Raw genomic sequence first — 22171 nt, 5'->3', positions numbered from 1 at the left:
TTGGGCGAGCGACTTTAGTTACTGACAGACCTTCTATTATATCATAGTTTGGTGGTTTTGGCAAGGAAAAAGTAGGCTAGAGATTTTTTTTGAAGTTGCCGTGCCGTGGCAATTGCCATAAAGTTCGATCGAGCGAAAGAAACCAATCGATTAACCGCAGATGAACCTTCTCCTCCCTGACTCTAAGCTAAATTCATCTGCGTTAATCGGCGATTCAACTAGCTATACTACTTGCTCAGCCGCTTGTAAACCGTAGCCAAAGCATGGCTATCCCCCACATTTCCCGGAAACAAAACCACTGGTAAATTGGGAAACAGAGGATGGTCTGCTTCGGTTTTCACCACCGAACAACCTGCGATAATTTGACCGATTTGCCTGACACTTTTGAGCGACAAACCTGTACTCAAAACATCATTAGAAGTAATGCCGCCCTTGCTAATTAAAAACCCGATATCCGCAGGCAGTCCCCGCACGATATCCATCAATAAAGCAGAAACCGCCTCTCCAAATTTTAACCGGATTTCCGCATTTTCAAATTCTAGTTCCTTGCGGCTGGTATAAATTACAGGCGTTTTGCCATCGGCATGAGCAGTGCGGACTTTTTCGAGAATTTCATCGAGCATTTGGGTGCGATACTCTGGTGAATCTTCTAGCAAGTGAGATACATCTATTTCAATGCTAACTATATTCGGTTCTTTTAACAGTTGTTCCAATTGTTCAGTAGTTTTCTTAACGTGGGAACCAACTATTACTGCACCGGGTTTGCCGTCCCTGACGTATTTTGCCATATTGTCGGCTGCGATTGGCTGCGGGCCGAGGTCAGCTAAGGATGTTAAAATACTTGCTGCACTACGGAATAAAAACTTTTTGCCTTGACTGGCTGCATCGAGAATGAGTTTGGCAAATAGGTCTAAATCGCCTTGGCTTTGGCCGTCAACAACTGCACATTGGTTGTCTTTCATCTCCATGAATCGATCTATACTTCCGTAGCGGATGTCTGCGACTAAAATGCGCTCGACTTCCTCAGCCCGGATGCGACCCTTGGTTTTTTCTTCTACATAGTCTGGCAGGTAACTGTGACTGTAGCCGAAGACTGAATCTTTGGCAAATTCGGTTTCGTGTACTGGTGTCGGGACGCTGTTAACTATTAGGTAGTGCACGCTGTGGCGGGTAATTCTGCCTCCTTCAAAAAAGGCGGGAATTAGAAAATGGGCATCGAAGGGGCCGAGTTCTTCGGCGATCGCGTCGGTTTCGATGGGATAGTGACCGCGCAGGGTAGAATCGGAACGGCTAACTATTATGAAGTCTGCGATTTTTTCGCTCGCGATCGCCTTTTTGAGATTTTGGCACACTTCCCGGGTGACACTGGCTGCTTTTTCCGGAGTTAGCGATCGAGTATTTGTCAGTATGAAGAAAATGGGGCACTTGTCCTGCAGCCCCAAACGCAGGGTGTCTTCGTCCCAACGTGTCAGCAGCAAGCAACTGTGCACGGTTTGAGAACCTGTCGGATCGTCGTCGAGAACTATAATCTTGGGTTTGGCAGAAGACATACTGACCTGGTTGTTAACGTCTCCTTTCCAAGATATCCTTACCTGTTACGTAACAGGAAAAAATTTACAATAATTATGATATTTTTTTAACAATTCTCCTAATTCATAATTTTAAAAATGTCTTTGAGTTAGAGTGGAACAGGCATCCTGCCTGTTGCGGTTCAGTAAGGTGCGTGTTGCTACTGTGTAAGATGCGCACGCAGCCGTATACGCTACTAACTTTTGCCATTTTTTTAATTAGCAGCATTGCGATCTTGCAACTTTTTCATTTCTGCTTGAACCCCCACGGCTACCTGCAAAGCTTCGTTGAGCAATCGCCCTTGTTCGGTGGCTCGATCGCTAATTTGCAGGGAATTCAAAGTTCTCAAATTATTGGCAAACAATTCGGAGTTAGTAGCGACAAATTTTTTATTTTCCCTGAGAATCCTCTCGGTTTTCAAAGCTCGAACTAAATCCTCTCTGATTAGCTGCAAGGCTTGAATGACTTTTGCTCGATCGCCTATTTTGACTGCCGCATTGCCGGCATCTTCTATCCTATCGTTAATTTCGATCGCTTCGATTATACCATTATAGCGATCGACATCATCAAAAAGATTGATTAAATGTTGGTTTTGCCGGCTGCACTGAATTTTCCACGCATCCTCAAAGATTAAACCGACGATCGCAGCGAAGTGGAGGGCGAACCACAACAAATAAGCTCTAGGAAATATGGCAACTAGCAGCCAACAACTGATTAGAACCAAAACAATTAAACCAACTGTTTTCAAAGCTTCGCGGGCAAACTTAGCGGCTGTCGGCGGCCGGTATACGCGATCGGGCCCCGCGCCGGTGAGGTGCTTGAGTTCACCGACAGTAATTTCTAATCCCTGAATGTCAGCTCGCATAAATCTTCACAAATATTTGTTAATTATAAAGTTTTGTAGTATAACAAGGGGCTCGTCTACAATAAACCTAACACTTTTTTCAACCAAAACTGCACTATGTCCGCACGTCCTATATACCTCGACAACCACGCCACAACCCCCGTAGACCAACGGGTACTTGAGGCGATGCTGCCGTATTTCACCGAACAGTTCGGCAACGCAGCCAGCATCAGCCACGTCTACGGCTGGGAAGCAGAAGCAGCGGTTAAACAGTCACGACAAATTTTAGCAGAAGCGATCAATGCTTCCCCCGAAGAAATTGTTTTTACCAGCGGTGCAACCGAAGCAAATAACTTAGCGATTAAAGGTATCGCCGAAGCTTATTTCAGCAAAGGAAAGCACATTATCACAGTAAAAACCGAACATAATGCAATTCTTGACCCCTGTACATATTTGCAAAAATTAGGGTTTGACATTACTGTTTTACCAGTGAAAAGCGACGGGCTGATTGATATAGGCGATTTGATAAAAGCGATTCGGGCCGAGACAATTTTAGTTTCAGTGATGACGGCTAACAACGAAATTGGCGTCATCCAGCCGATCGCAGAAATTGCAGCAATTTGTCGCGGAAATGACATTCTTTTCCACACAGATGCGGCACAGGCGATCGGCAAAATTCCCCTCGACGTACAGGAGATGAATATCGATCTAATGTCCTTGACAGCCCACAAAATTTACGGGCCAAAAGGCATCGGTGCTCTCTACGTGCGCCGCAACAAACCGAGAGTGCAGCTAGCGCCGCAAATGCACGGAGGTGGCCACGAACGGGGAATGCGATCGGGAACTCTCTACCCACCGCAAATAGTCGGATTTGCCAAAGCAGTAGAATTGGCAATTGCGGAAATGGAGTCGGAAACAGAACGAGTGGTTAATTTGCGGCAGCGTTTGTGGGAAAATTTGAGTGAATTGGGCGATGTTGTTCTCAACGGTCACGCGACTAAGAGATTGCCGGGGAATCTCAATATTAGTGTAGGTGGCGTTGACGGTCAAGCGTTGATGTTGGGTTTGCAATCGGCGGCGGCAGTTTCTTCGGGATCTGCTTGCACTTCGGCGAAAATATCTCCCTCTCATGTTTTAGCAGCGATCGGGCGATCGGACAAATTAGCTTATGCTTCAATTCGGTTTGGTATTGGCCGATTCAATACCGCAGCAGAAATAGATGCAGTTTCCCAACACGCGATCGCAACTATTCAATCTCTCCGACAAGCTCAAAAAGTCACTCAATTTTAGATTTTAGATTTTAGATTTTAGATGGGAGAATTGAAGATTAGGAAGTAGTTTTGAGTTTTGAATTTTAAATGATTTAACTTAAAACTCAAAACTTTTCCTCTTTTTATCACCGAGTATAATTGGGAGCGAACCCTTACTTAGAACCAAATACCTCGCGCACTCGATAAATCGGTTTTCCCTGCGACTCGTGATAAGTCCGCATCATCACTTCCGCCAACAAACCAAAACAAAATAACTGCACGCCAGTTAACAGCAAAACCACAGCCAAAATCAGCAAAGGACGGTTCCCGATACTTTGACCAAAAGCCAATTTCAGGAAAGTCAAATAAATTCCTAAAACCGTTCCCAACGTCATAGAACCCAGTCCCAAAAGTCCAAAAACGTGCATCGGTCGAGTCAGGAACTTTTTCATAAAAGAAATAGTTAACAAATCCATCAACACGCGAAAAGTGCGCCAAATCCCGTACTTACTTTGACCGAAACGGCGGGCGTGATGCCGCACCGGCAGTTCTGCAATTCTCGCCCCTTCAATAAACGCCAAGGCCGGCAAAAAGCGGTGCAATTCCCCGTAGAGATTCAAGTCTGCTACCAACTCGGATTTATAAGCTTTCAAAGAACAGCCGTAGTCGTGCAAAGTTACGCCTGTAACGCGACCAATTAACCAGTTCGCAATTTTAGAAGGAATCAACCGACTAATAGTATTATCCTGCCTATTTTTCCGCCAGCCACTCACTAAATCGTAGCCTTCATTTAACTTAGCCAACAATAGCGGAATATCAGCCGGGTCATTTTGCAAATCGCCGTCTAGGGTAACAATAGCACGACCACGAGCGCGATCGAAACCTGCCGACATGGCAGCAGTTTGCCCGTAATTGCGGCGCAAAATTACAGCACAAAGGTCATCACGACTGCTGGCTAACTGCTGGAGAAGTTCAGCCGAACCGTCCTTAGAACCGTCATCTACACAAATAATTTGATAGCTGAGTCCAGATGGTTGGATAGAAGAGGCGATCGCCTCAATCAAATGAGGCAAACTTTCCACCTCATTATACACCGGCACCACCACTGAAACGTCTAGAACAACCTCAGCGCCAGCCTGCTGTGCAGCCAATTTTTCCAAAAATAATGCAGCGTCCATTTCTTTGTTAGATAACATCAGTAATCATTAGTCATTAGTCATTAGTTAACAGTCATTAGTTAACAGTCAACCGTCAACCGTCAACCGTCAACCGTCAACCGTCAACAACTAACTAGGTTGATAACTGGCTACAACTTTACCATATCCCCGCACTTGTCGGTAATAAGATTGACTGACTCGATCGCCATCCTCCGACAAAACATCGATACCGATTCCGTTGCGACCTTGTGCTTGTCCCGAACTGTGAATGTAGCGATTATCTCCGAGATACAATCCTACATGAGTGGCTTTTTCCGGCGTACCAAAAAATACTAAATCCCCCGGTTCTAAAGCAGTGATACTGATAGGTTTAGTAAAAGCTTCCTGCTGATAAGCATCCCTCGGCAACCAGATGCCCGCAGCCACAAAAGCAGCTTGCATCAAGCCCGAACAATCATAATTTGGCCCGACTGTACCGCCCCAAAGATAATAATTGGATTGGTGCATAGCCTCACGAGCAAAAGTAATTACGATTGGTAATTTTTCCTTGATTTGGATCTCAGAAAGCACCAGAGGATAATACACTGTTTCTGCCACATCGAGCAACTCCACATCTCGAATATCCAGCCATCCCGGATAATCATCTTCGCACAGCCGCACCATCACAGCCGTTGTATCCCCCTCAACAACCGAGTCTATGCCATTTCTCCCCCCTGACCTCAGGGAGGGCTGGGGGGGGTCAACTACGCGCAAATGCCGCCAAGCGGCTGCTTGAGTTGCCAATCGATCGCACTTGGGGGAATCGTAAATATTTATGTGCGATCGCGCCCGGTACTCCAGAACATCAGATAATTGATAATTGGCCATGGCTAATTGCTAATTGTTTGCTGTTAATTGTTCGCATTTAACGATAGATTGCCATTAGCTGCTAGCCGTTAACCGTTAACCGTCAGCCATTAACCATGACATTTTTCCACAAAGACGAACAATTAGAAAACCTCGGCAGTAGCATTATAGACTCCGCATTGTCAGAATTTACAGGATTAAGTGGCGATCGTACAGCAATTACCTGGATAGTCTACGATCCGCCGGTGCGAGTCAATACAGGCGGCGCCCTGAGTGCAGAAGAATTTTGGAAATATCAACCGCGAGGTTTTAGCAACCGAGGTTCCGAACGAGTTTATCCAGCCAGCATCGTCAAATTATTCTACCTCGTTGCCATCTGGGAATGGGCGCAAAAAGGCATGATTCAAATATCGCCTGAATTAGAACGCGCCGTCCGAGATATGATAGTTGATTCCAGCAACGACGCCACCAGTTTAGTAGTAGACGCCCTCACCGGCACCACCAGCGGCCCAGAATTATCACCAGGCCCCTTTGAAACTTGGAAACAGCAGCGAAACATTGTCAACCGTTACTTTCAATCCTTAGATTGGCCGGAATTACAAAATATTAACACCAATCAAAAAACCTGGTGTGACGGCCCCTACGGTCGCGAGCGAGCATTTGTGGGAGAATTAATGGAAAATAGAAATATGCTGACCACAAATGCCGCGGCGCGTTTGCTGCACAGTATAATCGGCGGCGTAGCTGTTTCTGCCTCTTCATCGCAAGAAATGATGGCTTTAATGAAACGCAGTTTAGACCCAGCAGAATTAAAAGCCGATCCTGAAAATCAAGTTACAGGTTTTTTAGGTGGCGGATTGCCAGACTCAGCAAAATTGTGGTCAAAAGCGGGACTGACAAGTCAAGTTCGTCACGATGCTGCTTATATTGAAATACCGGGCTTGCAGCCGTATTTGTTGGTTGTATTTACAGAAGGGAAAGAGAATAGCAAGAATGAAGAAATTTTACCTTTTATCTCGCGGCAAGTTGTCGAAGCGATGAAAGCACTTAATTAAACTTTAACTTGTAAATTGACAAAACTTAAAGGTTTTGTGGAGCCTGGTCTTATGCCAGCCCCAAATTAGGAGCTTAAAGATACAGCAGGGTGCAGGTTTATAAAGTACAGTGGCAGCAGTTTGTGAAACACTTTCGTAAGTGCTTGGGATTAAAGCGTACTCTATTCACCTGTACTCTGCTGTATCATTTAAATAGCGTGATATAAAAGAGGTCAAATATGGACATACAGCTTATCCCTCTACGTGCTGCCGTTTGTTCCGAACGCTCAACGACTCTAGATGTTTTAGTCAGAATTACGCCCCCAGCACCGGAAAAAACAATTGAGCGACCGCAGCTTAATTTAGGTTTAGTAATCGATCGCTCTGGTTCTATGATGGGATCAAAAATTGGATACGCACGGCTTGCAGCTAGTTACGCAATCGAACAGTTGTTACCAAGCGATCGCGTTAGTATCACAATTTACGATGACCAGATAGAAACGCTAGTTCCTAGCACCCTTGCTACTCATAAATCACACCTTTTGCAGGAAATTCAAAAAATTTATGCCAGAAACAGTACGGCACTGCACGCCGGATGGATGCAAGGAGGAATTCAAGTTAGCCAACACGTCAATCCAGAACACTTAAATCGAGTCATTCTCTTATCAGATGGACTCGCGAATGTGGGCGAAACAAATCCCGATGTAATAGCCTCCGATGTGAACGGTTTAACCAAACGAGGTGTCAGCACTTCCACAATGGGAATTGGTGATGATTACAACGAAGACTTGCTAGAAGCAATGGCACGGAGTGGGGATGGCCATTATTATTACATTCAATCTCCCGAACAATTGCCAAGTATCTTTCAACAAGAATTACTTGGCTTAATGGCGACAGTTGGCACAAATGTCACCTTGGGAATTGAGCCACAAGCTGGAGTAGAATTGGTTGAGGTACTCAATCAGCTCGATGTCACCCCAAATGGTCGGTTTCGCTTACCTAATTTAGTAATTAGTAATCCAGTTGATGTAGTCGTGCGGCTGAAAGTGCCAGCGATGACAGAGGAAGTAGATTTATGTTATTTTCGCCTCAGTTGGAACGAACCCGAACAACCACAGGAGCAAAAAATCCGCGTTTCCTTGCGCTTACCCGTCGTCAGTGCTGCACAATTGGAGGAATTTCCCTTCAACTCTGAGGTACGACAGCAAGCGATTTTAATGATGACAGGACGCGCTAAAAAAGAAGCCGTCAGACTGGTAGATGGAGGGGATTACGATCGCGCCAGCCAACTATTGCAGGAGACAAAACAGCAGTTGCTCAATAATCCCGATCTTCCCATGAGTGCGCCAGAAGCGGAGGCAATCACCGACTTAGAAGTACAACTTCAGGAGCGAGATTATAACAGATATCGCAAAACGTCAACTCATCAAAGCTACACCCGGGCTGTTTCTCGCAGTAGCGGTCATGTGAGCCTTTTATACGCTTATCGCAAAGGCCCGATCTTGGGGAATATTACTGAAAATTTAGGAGTCGATGCGATCGTTAACTCGTGCGATCGCAACCTATCCAACTCGGGTGCCATATCCAACGCAATTCACCAAGCAGCAGGACCAGAACTTCTAGAAGAATGTCGCCGTATAGGTGGTTGTGAGCAAGGGGAGGCGAAAATTACTCCTGGCTATAATTTGCCGACACCGTGGGTTATTCATACGGTTTGTCCCCCTTGGCGCGGTGGCTCTCAGGGAGAGGAAGACCTATTAGCAGAATGTTACCGCAGTTGTTTAAAATTAGCTTTACAGCATTCACTGCGGAGTATTGCTTTTCCAGCTATTGGAACGGGAGCAATGGGTTTTCCAGCCGATCGTGCAGCAGCAATTGCTTTTGCACAAACCAGTCGCTTTCTTTCAAGATCTAGTGCGATCGGGTCTATTCTTTTTGTTTGTTTCGATTCAGATACTCATCGTTGCTTCCAAAATGAATTCTTGAAAGTTTCTGGTTTGTAATGGTTTTAGTAACAGGACGAAGGTAAAACGCGATCGCTTTTAGAGCCCCGACTTCTTCGAGAAGTCGGGGCTCTGGGTCTTATGTTTTTTGAGGTTGGCTTACTTAGAACGGAGAGGGAGGGATTTGAACCCTCGAAGGATGTTAACACCCTTAACAGATTAGCAATCTGCCGCTTTCGACCACTCAGCCACCTCTCCAAGATGACAGTAACTAACTATAGCACACACATCTTCTTCTTGCCAAGCCCTAATTGAAAAATTCCTCAATCCCTTACTCTGTCTAGCATCCGCGACCTCAACCGCCCGCCCCTTCCCCAAAGCCCCTAGCCTTCAAGTGCTTTTCCCAACTAAAATTGGCACTCAAAAAGAACCTCTTAGTATACAAATATCCCAATCTGTACAGGTTAGCCTTGCGATCGGCAGGGAGATTAAAGTCCGTCGTCGTCACCCCAGCTTCAGTCACATCAATATTAATAACCCTGCCTTTATCCATTTCCCGCTGGTGATAGCGGTCTCTTGCTTTCATCATGGTTCTGAACATCGCCGCCAGCATCGACAGCGGAGTATCAATCTTAACTTTACTCTCAATTCCAGTATCAACCAATCGAAACCCAAAGGTAAACCAGCGGGGCGCCGCAGGAGTCGAACCGACGGATTGTTTGTCATAAATCCACAGGGGGAAATTGCTCAAAATTCCGCCATCTACAATTACGTCATCGCCCAGTTTTCCCGGTTCAAAAAATAGCGGAATACTCATCGACAACCGAACGGCTTCAGCCACGCTAAAATGTTCAGCACTTTTGAGCCGCAACTGTTCGTACAAAGGATCGGAATCCGTCGAGTCGCGGCGGTGTAAGTCGTCGGGGATTACCAACATTTCACCGCGACTGAGGTTGGATATTACTACTTTTAATTCCCGGTCTTTGACGATTTGTTTGACATCGGCAAAAGTGTGCAATTTACCTTGACCGAGCGTTGCTTCCAGCCACTGCCGAAAAGGTTGCGCAGAATATTCTCCCATCTGACGGCTAACTGTGAGAAAAAGTAGCGTCCAAGCAGGAGATTGCAAGTCGTCGGCGGGGTCGCCGTTTAAAATTAGAGGACTGTTTTTTTTAGTTAAAAATATGCTGTAATCGAGCTGTCCTAACAGTTCCTCTAAATCATCAATTGACAAGTCGGTTGCCAATACTGCTGCAGTAATTGCACCTGCTGAAGTGCCGGCCAATTTTCGCCAGCGGATGCCCAAATCGCTGCAACATCTGAGTGCTCCTAAAAACGCAACTCCGCGCACGCCGCCGCCTTCAAAAACTCCGTCGGCATAGATTTCACCGTTTTCGTCGGGAGGCGGAAATTTGCTGAGAATTGTTTGTTTTTCGGTGGCGGTCATTCTGACACCGGGCTCTTGCAAAATTTGCTGCGGATACCACTTGCTCATGGGAAATACCTCGGCTCGATTTGGGATTTGAGATTTGAGATTAATATCTATTGTTCTTGATTTTTGTGGGCATTCATTGCTTCTTTGACCTGTTCTTGAACTTGCGATCGCACTTGTTCGTAGGCCACCGACGCGCACCAAGGCCGGAGAGATAAAATAGTTGTATCTGGAGTAATCTCGGCTACCAAACAAGTCGGGGGCGGATTCTCCAACACCAGGGGGTGAGAGTGGGCAATTTCTAATAACTCAGCTACAGTTGGACGGATCGGCCGATCGCCAATATCAATCTTCAAGTCTACTCGCCTCGTTCCCATTGCCGTGGTATTTTTCAGTGTACCGTTAAACAACTGATTGTTCGGCACAATAATTTTTATGCGATCGTCTGTCACGACGGTTGTTGAAAAAATCCCGATGCTGTCCACCACTCCCTTAACATCCGCAGCTTCGATCGCATCTCCGACTTCAAAGGGCCGCAAACTAATCAACATTACCCCAGCAGCAAAGTGCGACAAAGTATTTTGCCACGCCAAACCGATCGCCAAACCCGCTGCACCCACCACCGCAACCACGCTGGTAGTTTGAATTCCCAACTGACTCAAAGCGGCGACTACTCCCACTACCAAAATCGTAATCTCAGCAGCTTGAACTAAGAATTTCCGCAGCGTGGCTTCGGTGCGACTCAGTGCTCGGCGAGTCACGCGCCCCACAACGCCGATCGCAAATCGCGTAATTAACAAAATGCCGATCGCCCACAGCAGTTGAGGTACAATTTTAAACCCCAATTCTACGAATTTTTTAGAGAATTCTTGGGCTACTTGCATGGCCTGTATTCTTTCTGTATTTATCGGGGAATACAAGGTTTGGCTTATTGGTATAAATGTCCCGATCGCTGTCATATCAATTGGTATTTGGTAATTGGTAATTTTTCTGTCAACTGTCAACTGTCAACTGTCAACTGTCAACAGATTTTTTTCCCACTGCTACACGGGGCAATCGGTGTTTAAAACCGCAGAGAATCTCCCAGGAAATAGTTCCTAAAGTTACTGCCCAATCATCAGCCGTAATTTGATATTCCCCATCTTTTCCCAACAATGTCACCACTTCACCGACTTCTAAATCGGGAATATCAGTTACATCGAGCATTAACTGATCCATCGTCACGGCTCCCACTTGCGGCACGAATTGACCCCTGACTAAAACCTGCATTTTATTAGAAAGATTGCGCGGAACACCATCTGCATAGCCGATACCAATTACGGCAATCTGTGTCGGCCGCTGAGCTATAAATTGATAGCCGTAACTGACGCCGGTTCCTGCTTGAATTGTTTTCACCTGCGTCACCCTAGCTTTTACCTGCATTGCGGGCTTCAAGTTGGATCTCGACTGCAAGTGAGGAGCTGGATAAAGACCATAGGTAGCCAAACCGACTCGTACTAAATCGTAGTGCAAATCGGCTTGTGCGAGGGTGGCAGCAGAGTTTGCCAAGTGGAGGCGAGGGGGGATAATTCCTGCTATTTTAATTTGCTCGATCGCCCGTTTAAACCGCTGGTGCTGCTCTCTCATCACTGCGGGATCGGGACTGTCGGCTGTCGCCAAGTGAGAGTAAATGCTGGCTAATTTTAAATTTGGCAACCGCTTGACTAATTGCACAAATTCTGTTGCTTCCTCCCAGGGCGTACCCAAGCGAGACATACCCGTATCCAACTTAGCGTGAACTGGCAAAGATTGGTTGAGAGTAGCGAGAACTTCAGAAAAAATTAGGGCTTGTTTGGCAGTACAAATAGTCGGCTGCAAGTGCCAATGGGCGATCGCCTTTACCTGTTGGGCTGTATGGGTTGCCCCCAACAGCAAAATCGGCGCTTCTATCCCAGCTTCTCGCAATTCTATTCCTTCGGGAATTGTCGCTACTCCCAGCCAACTAGCACCTGCTTGCAATGCTGTTTGACTGACTGCAACAGCACCGTGCCCGTAAGCATCCGCTTTCACAACTGCCATCAGTTCTGTGTGGGGAGATAAGAGATTTTTAAGCTGTTTTACATTGTGAGTTAAAGCTGCTAAATCGATTTCTACCCAAGCCCGCTGGCAAAGTTCGCCGTCATCGTCCGACAGCAGCGTCTGGCGGGATTCTTTTGTCGTTGATTCTGCGGTTGTTTGTTCCCAACTCAACATTGTCGATCGCTCCTACTTGCTTACACCATTAAAAAATGCTCAAAGATTTTACCCTAAGTTTGATTATAATAAGATTTTCCCTTTAATCAATGTTATACAAGTTTAAAAAAAGAATGCAACTGTAGGCAAGCTGCAAACCGTATTGCCTCAGTCATTCCCAATCTAAAATCTAAAATCTAAAATCTAAAATGGTATTAACTGGTGTATCATAGCACCAAAAATACCCGGTAAAAACTATGGACGGACTGGCCTACCTACATTTAGCTGAAACTTGGGAAACGGCTGCGGGTCAGCTTCAACTCACATCTTGCACCATTGTCAATAAGCCTTTTAGGGCGGGCTCTTCGGCCCAACCCCTACTCCCCACAAGAAAATTGAACTCTTGTGGAACAGGCATCTTGCCTGTTTGGGAAAATGGTGAAAGATGTCAGCTTCAAGGGACTAATTCTAAAATGCACCTGAATTTAGCCTCTACTCCTTTACTTTTCTTTACGATCGCTCTCACAATTTTAAATTTAGTCAATCCCGCACTCGCCATCAAAAAAGGTGATTCAGGCCCGGAAGTTGTCCAACTCCAGAAAACTCTGCAAGCAGCAGGATATTTGGGCGGTAAGGCTACAGGATTTTACGGTTCTGTCACTCGGGCTGCTGTGAAAAAGTTCCAAGCAGACAACAACCTGAAAGTTGACGGAATTGTCGGCCCTAAAACCTTGTCAGCGCTGAAAGGTAAGCCGGAAGAGGTTAGCATTGAAGCTGCGGGAAAAATATCGCCAAATGTCGATCGACCTTCGCCATCTCCTACCGCCACAGAAAACACAAACGAACTAGAATATAGAACTAAAAATCAGCCCAAACAACCTCTATTTCAAGAACCCTCTTTACCACCATTTAAAACAGAAACTCCCGAAGATAAAAAAAGTGAATCACCACCCCAAAGGGTAGTAAATCCTCCCGACAACACTCAAGGAAAAATGACCTTGAAAAAAACCATTTACGGCAACATATCCCCCAAATCAATAGTTTATTCGGGATCGGGTTTGTTTTTTGCTCAAAACATGATGTATCGCCACACAATCACAGTTTACGACAGGAACTTTAAATTAGTCAAGACTATTCCCGATACAGTAAACTTGTCGAAGTTCGGCTTTTCTAAATTCAAAGGCAATTATCAAGGCTCTCCCGTAGAAGCTGCTTTTTCAACTGACGGCAAATATGGCTACATATCCAACTATCAAATGTACGGTTCCGGGTTTAGGAATCCGGGGAGCGACAGGTGCTCTCCAGCGGCAAAACACGACCAAAGTTTCCTGTACCGCATCAATACCCAAACTTTGAAAATAGAAAAGGTAATTCCTGTAGGTGCAGTTCCGAAATTCAATGCTGTTTCGCCTGACAATCGCTTCGCGCTCGCGAGCAATTGGTGCAGTTGGGATTTGAGCGTAATTGATATCAATAAAAATCTCGAAGTCGAGCGCGTGAAACTGGGTGCATATCCTCGGGGTATTGTTGTCACTCCCGACTCAAAAAATGCCTATGTTGCCATCATGGGTTCTTCCGATATTGCGAAAGTCAATCTCATCGACTTTTCGGTAGAATGGCTGAGAAATATTGGCAATGCGCCGCGTCATTTGACAATAGATCCCAAGGGAAAGTATCTTTATGCCACTTTGAACGGTGAAGGAAATGTGGCAAAAATTGACCTAAAAACGGGTGAAGTGGCGAAGAAAGTTTTGACGGGAAAAGCACCTCGCAGCATGACGATTTCTGATGATGGAAAACTGCTTTATGTGGTCAACTATTTCTCGAATACTGTTAGTAAAGTTAGGACTAGCGATATGAAAGTGCTGCAAAAAGTGAGTGTTAATTCAAGTCCGATCGGAATTACTTACGATCCGGAAACTAATCAGGTTTGGGTAGCTTGCTATTCGGGCAGCATTATGGTGTTTCAAGATTAATCGAGCTGGTTCGTAGTTCAGTGTGTAGGGTGCCCATTGCCAGACAGGGCTGAGTGGGCAGTGCACACCCTACATCAGGAGTGAAAATACTATTTGGACAACTTTGAAGGCTTCACAACATACTCAGAAGCCTTAGCAGGTACTTGACCTTTTTTTGCCATAGCTTGGTACATCATGGCTGCTACTTCAGCGCGAGTTGCTGTTCTATTAGGCTGCAAAAGTGTGCGCTTCGGGTGGTTGACCACAATACCAGCTTCTGTGGCTGATGCTACTTTGTCCACTGCCCAGTTCGGCACTTTTGCCCTGTCTGTATAAAGTTGTAAAGTTTTGGTTGCTTTGGTGGATGGTTTCAGGCTCAAACCGCTCGCCAATGCTGCGATGACTTCGACACGCGGAATCTGTTTTTCGGGGCGGAACTCATTGTTTGGGTATCCTTTAAGATATCCAGTTTTGACGGTGTGGTCGATCGCGGGAGCGGCAGGACTCTTCTCTTTTACGTCTTTAAAATCAATCGGTTTTCGGATCGGCTTTTTGTCGTCGGACATTCGCTGAATTAAGCGTGCTAGTTCGGCTCGTGTCATCGGTTCGTCGGGGCGAAATTTGTTGTCGGTGGAATCAGCAAAAATTTTCCGATCGACTAAAGCTACAATGAACGGACGCGCCCAATATTTGTCAGGAACATCTGAGAATTTAACAGGCCCAACTTTGGCTTTACCTGCTTTGGGTTTGGTCGTTGCTGGACCGGGAGTCGATCGCGCAATTGGCTTGGGAGGAACAACGATTACACCCACCGGAGGATTTTCCGATAAAATCGGCCCTAAAGGTGCAACAGGTGCGACATCCGGTTTTGACGGAACGGGGGTTGTAGCGGGCGATCGCAAATCCGAACTTGGCAATTCTGGCGTTAATATTCCCGGGCTCGCGGGCGTAACAGCAGGTTGAGAGAAAACGGCTGGAAATTGCCAATTTCTGGCATTCAATCGATCGGGATTTTTACCTGTTACCCAAAATAAAATTGCTCCCATCGTGCCGAAGGCAACCAAGATCGCAATCAATTCATCAAATCCTAGAGGATTTCTTTCCCCTGACGGGGGTTGTGAAGAAGACATATTGTCACCTACAGACCAATGTAGAAATTAAATCACATATTTTTTGGGTCTGGTAGTAACTGAAATAAATAAACTCACATCTTGCACTATTCTCGCTGAACAGGCAAGATGCCTGTTCCACAAGAAAATCTACTCTTTGTGGAACAGGCATCTTGCCTGTTCAAAAAAGGATTATTGACAATGGTGCAAGATCTCAGTAAATCAACTATTCCAAAGTTCTCACTGTCAATACTTGCGGCGGCGTGGAATCAGGAGGATAAATAAAATCAACTTTTACCGATCGCGTTTCTGTCGCAGCTAACCTCAACTTTACCATCGGTTCCACAACTTGACCGACACGGTGCCACAAATGCACGTAGCGAGTTACATCGTAACCTCCATCATCTTGGTAGCGCAGCCGCACAGTACCTCGAAAATAGGGAAAATCTAGGGGAGGTTGGCGAAATCGCAATCCATTTTTTGAGAGTCGATCTTCTTTTAAAGGCGTTTCCAAACTCACCGCCACCGTTTGCGGTTTTTCCCCAGTGTTATGCAGCGGCACAATCAGATTGTAGTGTACGCCGTAATTGCCGTGGGCTTCGTAAGCGGTGTCGGGATAGCGCGCCAGCATTTTTCCGGCTTGCACTTGTTGGGTTCCCAAAGTGCCCCCGCGCAAGGTAGAGATCGCATAGGATATCGCTTTTCCAGTCTGGGGAATTGCCAGATTTTTAGAATCGCGATCGACTAATTCCGCTTCCCATCCAGAACCTTGCTGCACCCCTGCCACGCGGCCGTAAATCAGGCTTCCCGAAGTCGCGTCGGGGGGAGTCGGGGTTTTGTCGCGGGGGCCTGCCAAACCGCCATTATTCAGCAATTGCTGCCATTCTTCCAGAGTTGGCGCGCGTTGGCGCAGCCCTCGAAGAGGATCGCCCCCATCAGCATTTTCAGGTGCATACATTGCCAAAGTAGCGGCATAAACCTTGCCGCTACTTTTGAGCCGCACAAAGGTAGAACGACCATTTATCGGCTTTTCCAGACCCCGCACGGGAATAGGGCGATTCATCAACAATGCGGTTTCTCCCGGTGCAACGAGCAGTTTTTCCGGAAAATCCGGCTGCCGCATTCCCCGCAAAACGCTATCGACAGCGCGAATCCCAGGGCCGGAATATATTTCGCCGTCGGGATTCTCACTTAGTGCGGGTTTTTGTTTGAACGGTGCGTCTGGTTCCATCAGGTAACTGGCTGCCTGCAAAACTTCCACCGTCACGGGCGCGGAACTAGGGTTGTACAACAAAGCTCCTATATACAAAGTGCGCGAATTCAGCGGAGTGTGAGAAAAGTGGTGAGCAAACAGGTTGAATTGCCCTTGAAAGGCAAAGTTCAGGTGAGCTGCGGGGACTTTTTTGCCGTCTGGGGGAAAGGTTGAGAGCAAAATGCCTTCTTTTTTGACCCATTCGGGACTGTCGCTGTTGAAGAGGGGGATGCTGTCTAGTTGTCCGGGGAGCTCGCGCACTTCCGCAGCTTGTACAATTTCTGCGGGTGCTGGTTTTGCGGGAACAGATTGTACGGGTTTTTTGACGTACAACAATCCGCCGGCTGCACAAAGGACGATCGTAGAAATGCCAGCAATTCGAGAAAAGAGATTTGGCTTCTGAATCATGAAAGTTAACTGTCAGCCCAATCTCTGTACATCTTCCACCGACAGCGACAGCGCCTGAGCCACTTGCTCTACAGTTAAACCCATTGCCAACAGTTGGGGAATAGCATCCCGTTGAGTTTGTTCTGCGCGATCGGCTCGCTCTCGCTCAGCGTCAGCGCGTTGGCGTTCCTGTTCGGTATGGAGGCGTTCTAGTTTAGCTTGTTCGCTACCCGTTAACAACAAATTCCCCTGATTATCCCACCAACGCAACCATCGCTGATGCTGATTTTGATAGCTACCTTCCCACACACCTAACTCTACTCCCATCAGGTCGATCGGATAATGTCCGCGATCGTTCGGTTGCAAACGGCGATAACGAGTATTCACCCAGTTATAGACTTCCAATTCGCTCGTTTTAATGATGTATATCGCATAGTAAGGAATGCGAATAATCTGCTCGTATACCCAAAATTTTCCTGGTTTCTGATTGATACCTTCTGGTAAGCGAGATAAAGGAGTATTATCTCGTTCTTCAGCCCCATTTCCACTTGCAAATTCGATCGCAATTAATGGCACAATATACTCGCGCCACAACACATAAGAGCGGCGAATTTCCCCATCTATTAGGGGCGGAACGTTGGGAACGTAGAACCAGTCAGGCGCTTCGGCTCCCTTTTCTGGAGGGTCGGTTTCGCGCCAGTAAATGCCACAATCTTGCCCGATCGCATATTGTCCGTCCGGGTGGAGGGTTTGCAGTGTAGTTTCCAGGGAGTCGGTGAGTAGGATACTCTGGGGATGTTCTTGGAAGTTTTTCACAAACGTGCCGTCGGAGTCAGGTAGTTGGGTGTGATCGGGAAAGGCGGGAGGTAATGTGGTGGGGTTGAGGCTTTGGGTCATGTCAGCTATCCGATGGTGAAAGGACAGATGCTTTATTAATTAAAGCATAGCGATTGTTGATTGAGGGAGTTTATACTGTTTGATAAACTGTTTCTCGCTCACTGTTCGATAGCCGCGATCGCGAAGCACATCAACCCCGGCTCAATGACCTTCTATTTGTCTAAAGTCTGTTACATTACGATCGTAATTAAGCATTTGGCGAAGAGCTATGCGGTCAATTGAACAACTAACAGAAGAGCTTTTATCTTTGCCTAGTGCATCAAGAGCGCTTTTGGCAGAAAAACTCGCAGAAAGTTTAGAATTCGATATCGACCCAATAATTCAGGCAGCTTGGACAACTGAGGCTCATAAACGACGTAACGAGATCCGAAGCGGTGCTGTCCAAGCAATTCCGGGGGATGAAGCCTTAGCTCAAGTGAGGCTGTTGCTTGACCCATGAAGTATGTATTTCATCCTGAAGCACTTGCCGAATATGCTGAAGCTGTCCAATACTATGTAGTACATTTTGATTCTCGCAGTAACGCATTGCAGTCGAGAGCCTGGGTATTGGAAAAGCCGCAAATAATTGAAACATTCAGCAATCCAACATTTAAAATGTCTGAGATAACTCTGCTACATGAAATTGCTCATTGCCCCCATGCACGGTTCTGTCGAGAAAATCCTGCTGCTGAACATCCATGTAGCGAAATTGTTGATTATCAAAGATCGCTCAATTTAGACAAGTTTCAAGTACCTGAGCCTTGGAGTGGACATATAGAGAAAGCTCCTATTCTTTTTCTGAGTTCAAATCCATCAATTGGCTCTGTTGAAAACTACCCAAATTGGTCTTGGTCAGACGATGATATGGAAGATTACTTCAGTTATCGTTTTGGAGGGGGACGCAAGGAATGGATCATCGATGGTAAGAAATCCTTACTAATTGATGGGACATATAGCCATGCTGTTAAGTTCTGGGCAGCAGTTCGGCAACGTGCTATGGAGTTATTTGAACGGGATGTGCTTCCAGGAATTGATTATGCACTTACCGAAATAGTGCATTGTAAATCCCATAAGGAAATTGGCGTAGAACGAGCGCAAAATAAATGTGTTAAAGCCTATTTGTTGAGAACTTTAGAACTGGCAGGGGCAAAAGTAATTGTGGTGCTGGGAGTAGGTGCAAAGAAAGCAATTCAAAGTCAATTCAATATCCCTGAAAAAATCTCAGTGTCTGAGGCAATAAAGATAGGGAGCAGTGAAAGATTTTTTGCTTTCCTTCCACATCCAAATGCCCGCAGCTATCGTTCTTTTTCCAAGTGCTTTAAGGATGATGAGCTTGAAAAATTACGCGCATCTTTGCATCCGTGAAAAAATGGTGAGTGATGCACATGGTTAAAGTTACTTGAACGTGCGATCGCCCGATTGAAAACTTTACTTTCTAATGAGCAAGATGCGATCGCGTTATTATAGAAGCTATGCGTATTTTGTCCCGCAGCACCCTACGAGACTTCTGGGAATCTCATCCAGATACCGAAGAAGCACTGAAAACTTGGTACTACGAAGCATCTCACGCCGACTGGCAGAGTCCGGTCGATGTGAAAACTGCTCATCGTAATGCCAGCATCATTGCAAACAACCGTGTGGTTTTCAATATTAAAGGCAACAGCTATCGGCTGATTGTGGCAATTCGTTATGACCTTGGTATTATTTTCATCCGATTTATTGGCACTCATGCCGAGTATGACAAAGTAGATGCAGAAATAGTCTAAATAGAGGTGGATGTATGGAATTGCGCCCAATTAGAAATGAAACCGACTATCAGGAAGCTATTAGAGAGATAGAATTACTATTTAATGCAGCCCCAAACACTTCTGAGTACGATCGATTAGATGTACTCAGCACCTTAGTGGAAGCCTACGAGAAGAAACACATTCCGATCGCAATCCCCGATCCGATCGAAGCGATTGATTATTACATGGAAACTCGCGGATGGTCTCGTCGCGATTTAGAGTCATGTCTCGGTAGTCGGGCTAGGGTGTCTGAGGTTTTATCTCGTAAACGTTCCTTGACATTGGAGATGATTCGGAAGTTAAATCAAGAACTGGGGATTCCTGCTGAAATTCTCATCCAACCGTATAAGCCGGTAAAAATCCCCGCGTAACAATATAACTCGATCTACCTTGGTAGTTGTAGGGTGTGTCGCTGCGGGAAACTTCCCACTAAGGCGCAGATATTCGAGGGCGACGCACCCTACATTCTTACCGCCTTCTGCTGCCGAAAGAGCGACTGCGACTCGGTTGACGAGAATTCCTGCCGCTACCAAAACTCGGACTCCGCCTTTGCTGCGGGGAATTTGAGTTGGGCGATCGCCTCAAAGTGCTGCCGCCGTAACCCGAACCAGTCGATCGATTAGCATTTGGCGGTGCTGGATTCCGCGAGGGTACGTTCGAGGTGGGCGATCGCAAGCGGCCGGTCGTCCTTAAAACTTGACGGTTTCTCACAGCAGGAGGCGGAGTTCGGTAGCGAGTTTGATATTGGTTAACAGCTTGGCCGTAAGTATTGCCATACCCCCCATATCCTGTCATAATTCCCGGCTGATAGACTGGCGGCATATAATATTGCGGTCTAAATAACAAACTGCCGATCGCCTGACCGGCTATAGCCCCAGCAAACGGTGCCCAGAAGCCTGATTGCTGTCTCACTACTACAGTTTGGGGCTGACCAGTTTGAGGGTTATTGACAGTTTCAGTCACATTGTGAACGTACTCAATTTTAAAATCTTCTGTCAAATGCAAAGCCGCTTGATTGTTCTCCAGACTTAGATAACTTTTCTTGCCTGCCGATATTTCTTCATCCGTTAAGCGAGCCATTTGTAAATCCGTAGTGCGGTAAACTGGGGGACTGCCGGCGGGAGTATTCAGCAACATCAAACTGTATTCGCCATCAGCATCGTCGTAAGTAGCTTGCTGTACGGGATATTGACCTTGAGCCAAGTTATTGTTTGGTGCAGGACGCACCGTGTTAACATTATTATTCCGATTTGCACCAGGATTTGTAGGAGGTTGTGGGGTAGGAGAACCGCAGGCCGTTGCCGTCCATAAAAAAGTTAAAGCCATTAAATAAAGTGTCAGTTTTCGCAGCATCATAAATAGTAATTGGTAATTAGTAAGGAAGAAGCAAGAAGCAAACAACTTGTCGCCCTGGTTCTGTCAATTGCCTGCCCTGAATCAAGGTAATTGGTAATTATCAAGGACTCGATTTACATCCGATCGCCAATCCCGAGCGCAGTCAGGACTTGAGTTTTTTTTATTCCCAGCTTGAGGAATTATATCAAATCCGGTAGCATCGGAATTATTCATCTCTGTATTCTCTCCCTCTGCGTTCTCTGCGCCCTCTGCGGTTAAATCATTCCGATGCAACCGGAAACGATATTACGTCATCACTACAAACATTTGTTATTTTCCCTCTTTTCTTCTAATCCGCTGGGAGTGGGCCTCGTTTTTTTCAGAGCGAATTCTCTTCGCCGATGCGCCGATTCGCTTTTCTCCTTAAGATTTTTCTAGTTTTTAAAGGGGAATAAGTTCTGGGAAATTGACCAACACTTGCTCGTTGGTAAGTTCGTCTCCCAACTGTGCGGGAGAAAAATGAACTTGCACAGCTCGGAGCCTTTGCTGGTAATTTAAATTAATCAGTGCTTTTAAACCGACTTTCAGCGCGCTGATGTCAGCTAGGTCAGTTTCTAGGGCAGGAACTTCGCCTTCATAAGCAACTGTCAGCATCACTACGACATTTCTAGTTACCGGCAAAGACAAGGGGGATTTTTTATCATAAACAGAGGTGCTGTATTGAGGCTCGCTGAGATAGCGATCGGCTGAATCCGTGAAAAGTTCATCCACATAATCGCCGGCTTCGCCTTCATTCCAAAAAACATCGCCTTCATTGGCGGCTGCTTGCCAGTAGTTGTCGTATTGCAACAGGTGATTGCAAATTTCTACAAGACCTTCTCCTAAAACTGCTAGGTTGCCATCGGCATCAATTGCTTGTCTGGCGGTGCGGTTGAGAACTCCTAACAGCGGTGCAACATCTTCGCCTGTTAGGTGAACAAACACCCGGCAAACTGCCAATCGAGTTTGACCTGTAAATTGATTGAATCGATCGCGCCAAGCATTCATCGGAAAATTGGGTTTGAAACCCCGTCCTTTTAGGACGGCTTTACATTAATTTGAATCCCCTTCCGGGGTGGAGGGGTATGGTTGCCCCTCCGTCGGGATATGGTTGTCCCGTTCTCATGAAGGAGTAGAAGAGACGA

The 22171-nt window shown here is 46.2% G+C and carries 21 protein-coding genes and 1 tRNA gene; 8 read left to right on the top strand and 14 right to left on the bottom strand.

Annotated elements, in window-relative coordinates:
• Positions 1-227: 227 nt before the first annotated feature.
• Positions 228-1550: a four-carbon acid sugar kinase family protein gene (locus ACUVJL_RS33705; RefSeq protein ID WP_445249810.1), complete on the bottom strand. Its 1323-nt coding sequence runs from the start codon at positions 1548-1550 to the stop codon at positions 228-230.
• A gap of 233 nt (positions 1551-1783) precedes the next feature.
• Entirely contained in the window at positions 1784-2434 is a 651-nt protein-coding gene (locus tag ACUVJL_RS33700; protein WP_445249809.1) for a hypothetical protein, read from the bottom strand.
• A gap of 96 nt (positions 2435-2530) precedes the next feature.
• On the opposite strand from ACUVJL_RS33700, the gene ACUVJL_RS33695 reads away from it, so the two are divergent.
• Positions 2531-3703 (top strand): IscS subfamily cysteine desulfurase, encoded by a 1173-nt coding sequence (locus ACUVJL_RS33695; RefSeq protein ID WP_445249808.1) that lies wholly within the window; start codon positions 2531-2533, stop codon positions 3701-3703.
• A 133-nt stretch (positions 3704-3836) separates the two neighbouring features.
• Here the strand turns inward: ACUVJL_RS33695 and ACUVJL_RS33690 are convergent, their stop codons facing one another.
• Positions 3837-4859 (bottom strand): glycosyltransferase family 2 protein, encoded by a 1023-nt coding sequence (locus tag ACUVJL_RS33690; RefSeq protein WP_445249807.1) that lies wholly within the window; start codon positions 4857-4859, stop codon positions 3837-3839.
• Between the two features lie 90 nt (positions 4860-4949).
• Positions 4950-5687: a C40 family peptidase gene (locus tag ACUVJL_RS33685; RefSeq protein ID WP_445249806.1), complete on the bottom strand. Its 738-nt coding sequence runs from the start codon at positions 5685-5687 to the stop codon at positions 4950-4952.
• A 95-nt stretch (positions 5688-5782) separates the two neighbouring features.
• Here ACUVJL_RS33685 and ACUVJL_RS33680 point away from each other — a divergent pair, with 95 nt between their 5' ends.
• Positions 5783-6721: a serine hydrolase gene (locus ACUVJL_RS33680; protein WP_445249805.1), complete on the top strand. Its 939-nt coding sequence runs from the start codon at positions 5783-5785 to the stop codon at positions 6719-6721.
• 218 nt (positions 6722-6939) lie between these two features.
• The gene (locus ACUVJL_RS33675; protein ID WP_445249804.1) at positions 6940-8703 is read left to right on the top strand and encodes a macro domain-containing protein; all 1764 of its coding nucleotides are present in this window, start codon (positions 6940-6942) and stop codon (positions 8701-8703) included.
• 109 nt (positions 8704-8812) lie between these two features.
• Here ACUVJL_RS33675 and ACUVJL_RS33670 read toward each other — a convergent pair.
• From ACUVJL_RS33670 to alr, 4 genes are all read right to left on the bottom strand, one after another.
• Positions 8813-8901 (bottom strand) — tRNA-Ser (locus ACUVJL_RS33670).
• Between the two features lie 97 nt (positions 8902-8998).
• On the bottom strand, positions 8999-10138 hold the full coding sequence (locus ACUVJL_RS33665) for a patatin-like phospholipase family protein (protein WP_445249803.1): 1140 nt from the start codon (positions 10136-10138) through the stop codon (positions 8999-9001).
• Positions 10139-10185: 47 nt separating this feature from the next.
• Positions 10186-10959 (bottom strand): mechanosensitive ion channel family protein, encoded by a 774-nt coding sequence (locus tag ACUVJL_RS33660; RefSeq protein ID WP_445249802.1) that lies wholly within the window; start codon positions 10957-10959, stop codon positions 10186-10188.
• 130 nt (positions 10960-11089) lie between these two features.
• Complete coding sequence (gene alr / locus ACUVJL_RS33655) at positions 11090-12307, bottom strand: alanine racemase (RefSeq protein ID WP_445249801.1); 1218 nt, start codon at positions 12305-12307, stop codon at positions 11090-11092.
• A 452-nt stretch (positions 12308-12759) separates the two neighbouring features.
• On the opposite strand from alr, the gene ACUVJL_RS33650 reads away from it, so the two are divergent.
• Positions 12760-14262, top strand: coding sequence for a peptidoglycan-binding protein (locus ACUVJL_RS33650; protein WP_445249815.1), 1503 nt, complete (start codon positions 12760-12762; stop codon positions 14260-14262).
• 89 nt (positions 14263-14351) lie between these two features.
• Here the strand turns inward: ACUVJL_RS33650 and ACUVJL_RS33645 are convergent, their stop codons facing one another.
• The 3 genes from ACUVJL_RS33645 to ACUVJL_RS33635 form a co-directional block, all read right to left on the bottom strand.
• Positions 14352-15371, bottom strand: coding sequence for an S-layer homology domain-containing protein (locus ACUVJL_RS33645; RefSeq protein WP_445249800.1), 1020 nt, complete (start codon positions 15369-15371; stop codon positions 14352-14354).
• A gap of 205 nt (positions 15372-15576) precedes the next feature.
• Positions 15577-17010 (bottom strand): DUF3370 domain-containing protein, encoded by a 1434-nt coding sequence (locus ACUVJL_RS33640; RefSeq protein WP_445249799.1) that lies wholly within the window; start codon positions 17008-17010, stop codon positions 15577-15579.
• Between the two features lie 12 nt (positions 17011-17022).
• Complete coding sequence (locus ACUVJL_RS33635; RefSeq protein WP_445249798.1) at positions 17023-17886, bottom strand: Uma2 family endonuclease; 864 nt, start codon at positions 17884-17886, stop codon at positions 17023-17025.
• A gap of 208 nt (positions 17887-18094) precedes the next feature.
• On the opposite strand from ACUVJL_RS33635, the gene ACUVJL_RS33630 reads away from it, so the two are divergent.
• The 4 genes from ACUVJL_RS33630 (at position 18095) to ACUVJL_RS33615 (ending at position 20023) form a co-directional block, all read left to right on the top strand.
• The gene (locus ACUVJL_RS33630; RefSeq protein WP_249069860.1) at positions 18095-18325 is read left to right on the top strand and encodes an addiction module protein; all 231 of its coding nucleotides are present in this window, start codon (positions 18095-18097) and stop codon (positions 18323-18325) included.
• Positions 18322-19230, top strand: coding sequence for a uracil-DNA glycosylase family protein (locus tag ACUVJL_RS33625; RefSeq protein WP_445249797.1), 909 nt, complete (start codon positions 18322-18324; stop codon positions 19228-19230). The genes ACUVJL_RS33630 and ACUVJL_RS33625 overlap by 4 nt, the downstream gene beginning before the upstream one ends.
• Before the next feature lie 107 nt (positions 19231-19337).
• Positions 19338-19631, top strand: coding sequence for a type II toxin-antitoxin system HigB family toxin (locus tag ACUVJL_RS33620; RefSeq protein ID WP_293124130.1), 294 nt, complete (start codon positions 19338-19340; stop codon positions 19629-19631).
• A gap of 14 nt (positions 19632-19645) precedes the next feature.
• Positions 19646-20023 carry a helix-turn-helix domain-containing protein gene (locus tag ACUVJL_RS33615; protein WP_445249796.1) on the top strand — a complete coding sequence of 126 codons (378 nt, stop codon included), beginning with the start codon at positions 19646-19648 and terminating at the stop codon, positions 20021-20023.
• Positions 20024-20120: 97 nt separating this feature from the next.
• On the opposite strand, the gene ACUVJL_RS33610 is transcribed toward ACUVJL_RS33615, so the two are convergent.
• The 3 genes from ACUVJL_RS33610 to ACUVJL_RS33600 form a co-directional block, all read right to left on the bottom strand.
• Positions 20121-21008, bottom strand: a complete 888-nt coding sequence (locus ACUVJL_RS33610) for a hypothetical protein (protein ID WP_445249795.1) — start codon at positions 21006-21008, stop codon at positions 20121-20123.
• Positions 21009-21089: 81 nt separating this feature from the next.
• Entirely contained in the window at positions 21090-21221 is a 132-nt protein-coding gene (locus ACUVJL_RS33605) for a hypothetical protein (protein ID WP_445249794.1), read from the bottom strand.
• 207 nt (positions 21222-21428) lie between these two features.
• The gene (locus ACUVJL_RS33600; RefSeq protein WP_445249793.1) at positions 21429-22034 is read right to left on the bottom strand and encodes a DUF1517 domain-containing protein; all 606 of its coding nucleotides are present in this window, start codon (positions 22032-22034) and stop codon (positions 21429-21431) included.
• Positions 22035-22171 lie beyond the last annotated feature (137 nt).

The organism is Microcoleus sp. OTE_8_concoct_300, from assembly GCF_031383065.1.
Classification (GTDB): domain Bacteria; phylum Cyanobacteriota; class Cyanobacteriia; order Cyanobacteriales; family Microcoleaceae; genus Microcoleus.
This window is presented reverse-complemented; position numbering and strand designations above follow the sequence as displayed.

Excerpts from the sequence above, each read along its gene's own strand:
- ACUVJL_RS33620 (WP_293124130.1), top strand. The coding sequence starts at position 19,338 with ATGCGTATTTTGTCCCGCAGCACCCTACGAGACTTCTGGGAATCTCAT.
- ACUVJL_RS33660 (WP_445249802.1), bottom strand. The coding sequence starts at position 10,959 with ATGCAAGTAGCCCAAGAATTCTCTAAAAAATTCGTAGAATTGGGGTTT.
- ACUVJL_RS33675 (WP_445249804.1), top strand. The coding sequence starts at position 6,940 with ATGGACATACAGCTTATCCCTCTACGTGCTGCCGTTTGTTCCGAACGC.
- ACUVJL_RS33700 (WP_445249809.1), bottom strand. The coding sequence starts at position 2,434 with ATGCGAGCTGACATTCAGGGATTAGAAATTACTGTCGGTGAACTCAAG.
- ACUVJL_RS33625 (WP_445249797.1), top strand. The coding sequence starts at position 18,322 with ATGAAGTATGTATTTCATCCTGAAGCACTTGCCGAATATGCTGAAGCT.
- ACUVJL_RS33605 (WP_445249794.1), bottom strand. The coding sequence starts at position 21,221 with ATGAATAATTCCGATGCTACCGGATTTGATATAATTCCTCAAGCTGGG.
- ACUVJL_RS33615 (WP_445249796.1), top strand. The coding sequence starts at position 19,646 with ATGGAATTGCGCCCAATTAGAAATGAAACCGACTATCAGGAAGCTATT.
- ACUVJL_RS33665 (WP_445249803.1), bottom strand. The coding sequence starts at position 10,138 with ATGAGCAAGTGGTATCCGCAGCAAATTTTGCAAGAGCCCGGTGTCAGA.
- ACUVJL_RS33685 (WP_445249806.1), bottom strand. The coding sequence starts at position 5,687 with ATGGCCAATTATCAATTATCTGATGTTCTGGAGTACCGGGCGCGATCG.
- ACUVJL_RS33690 (WP_445249807.1), bottom strand. The coding sequence starts at position 4,859 with ATGTTATCTAACAAAGAAATGGACGCTGCATTATTTTTGGAAAAATTG.
- ACUVJL_RS33695 (WP_445249808.1), top strand. The coding sequence starts at position 2,531 with ATGTCCGCACGTCCTATATACCTCGACAACCACGCCACAACCCCCGTA.
- ACUVJL_RS33640 (WP_445249799.1), bottom strand. The coding sequence starts at position 17,010 with ATGATTCAGAAGCCAAATCTCTTTTCTCGAATTGCTGGCATTTCTACG.
- ACUVJL_RS33635 (WP_445249798.1), bottom strand. The coding sequence starts at position 17,886 with ATGACCCAAAGCCTCAACCCCACCACATTACCTCCCGCCTTTCCCGAT.
- ACUVJL_RS33630 (WP_249069860.1), top strand. The coding sequence starts at position 18,095 with ATGCGGTCAATTGAACAACTAACAGAAGAGCTTTTATCTTTGCCTAGT.
- ACUVJL_RS33610 (WP_445249795.1), bottom strand. The coding sequence starts at position 21,008 with ATGATGCTGCGAAAACTGACACTTTATTTAATGGCTTTAACTTTTTTA.
- ACUVJL_RS33650 (WP_445249815.1), top strand. The coding sequence starts at position 12,760 with ATGCACCTGAATTTAGCCTCTACTCCTTTACTTTTCTTTACGATCGCT.
- ACUVJL_RS33705 (WP_445249810.1), bottom strand. The coding sequence starts at position 1,550 with ATGTCTTCTGCCAAACCCAAGATTATAGTTCTCGACGACGATCCGACA.
- ACUVJL_RS33645 (WP_445249800.1), bottom strand. The coding sequence starts at position 15,371 with ATGTCTTCTTCACAACCCCCGTCAGGGGAAAGAAATCCTCTAGGATTT.
- alr (WP_445249801.1), bottom strand. The coding sequence starts at position 12,307 with ATGTTGAGTTGGGAACAAACAACCGCAGAATCAACGACAAAAGAATCC.
- ACUVJL_RS33600 (WP_445249793.1), bottom strand. The coding sequence starts at position 22,034 with ATGAATGCTTGGCGCGATCGATTCAATCAATTTACAGGTCAAACTCGA.
- ACUVJL_RS33680 (WP_445249805.1), top strand. The coding sequence starts at position 5,783 with ATGACATTTTTCCACAAAGACGAACAATTAGAAAACCTCGGCAGTAGC.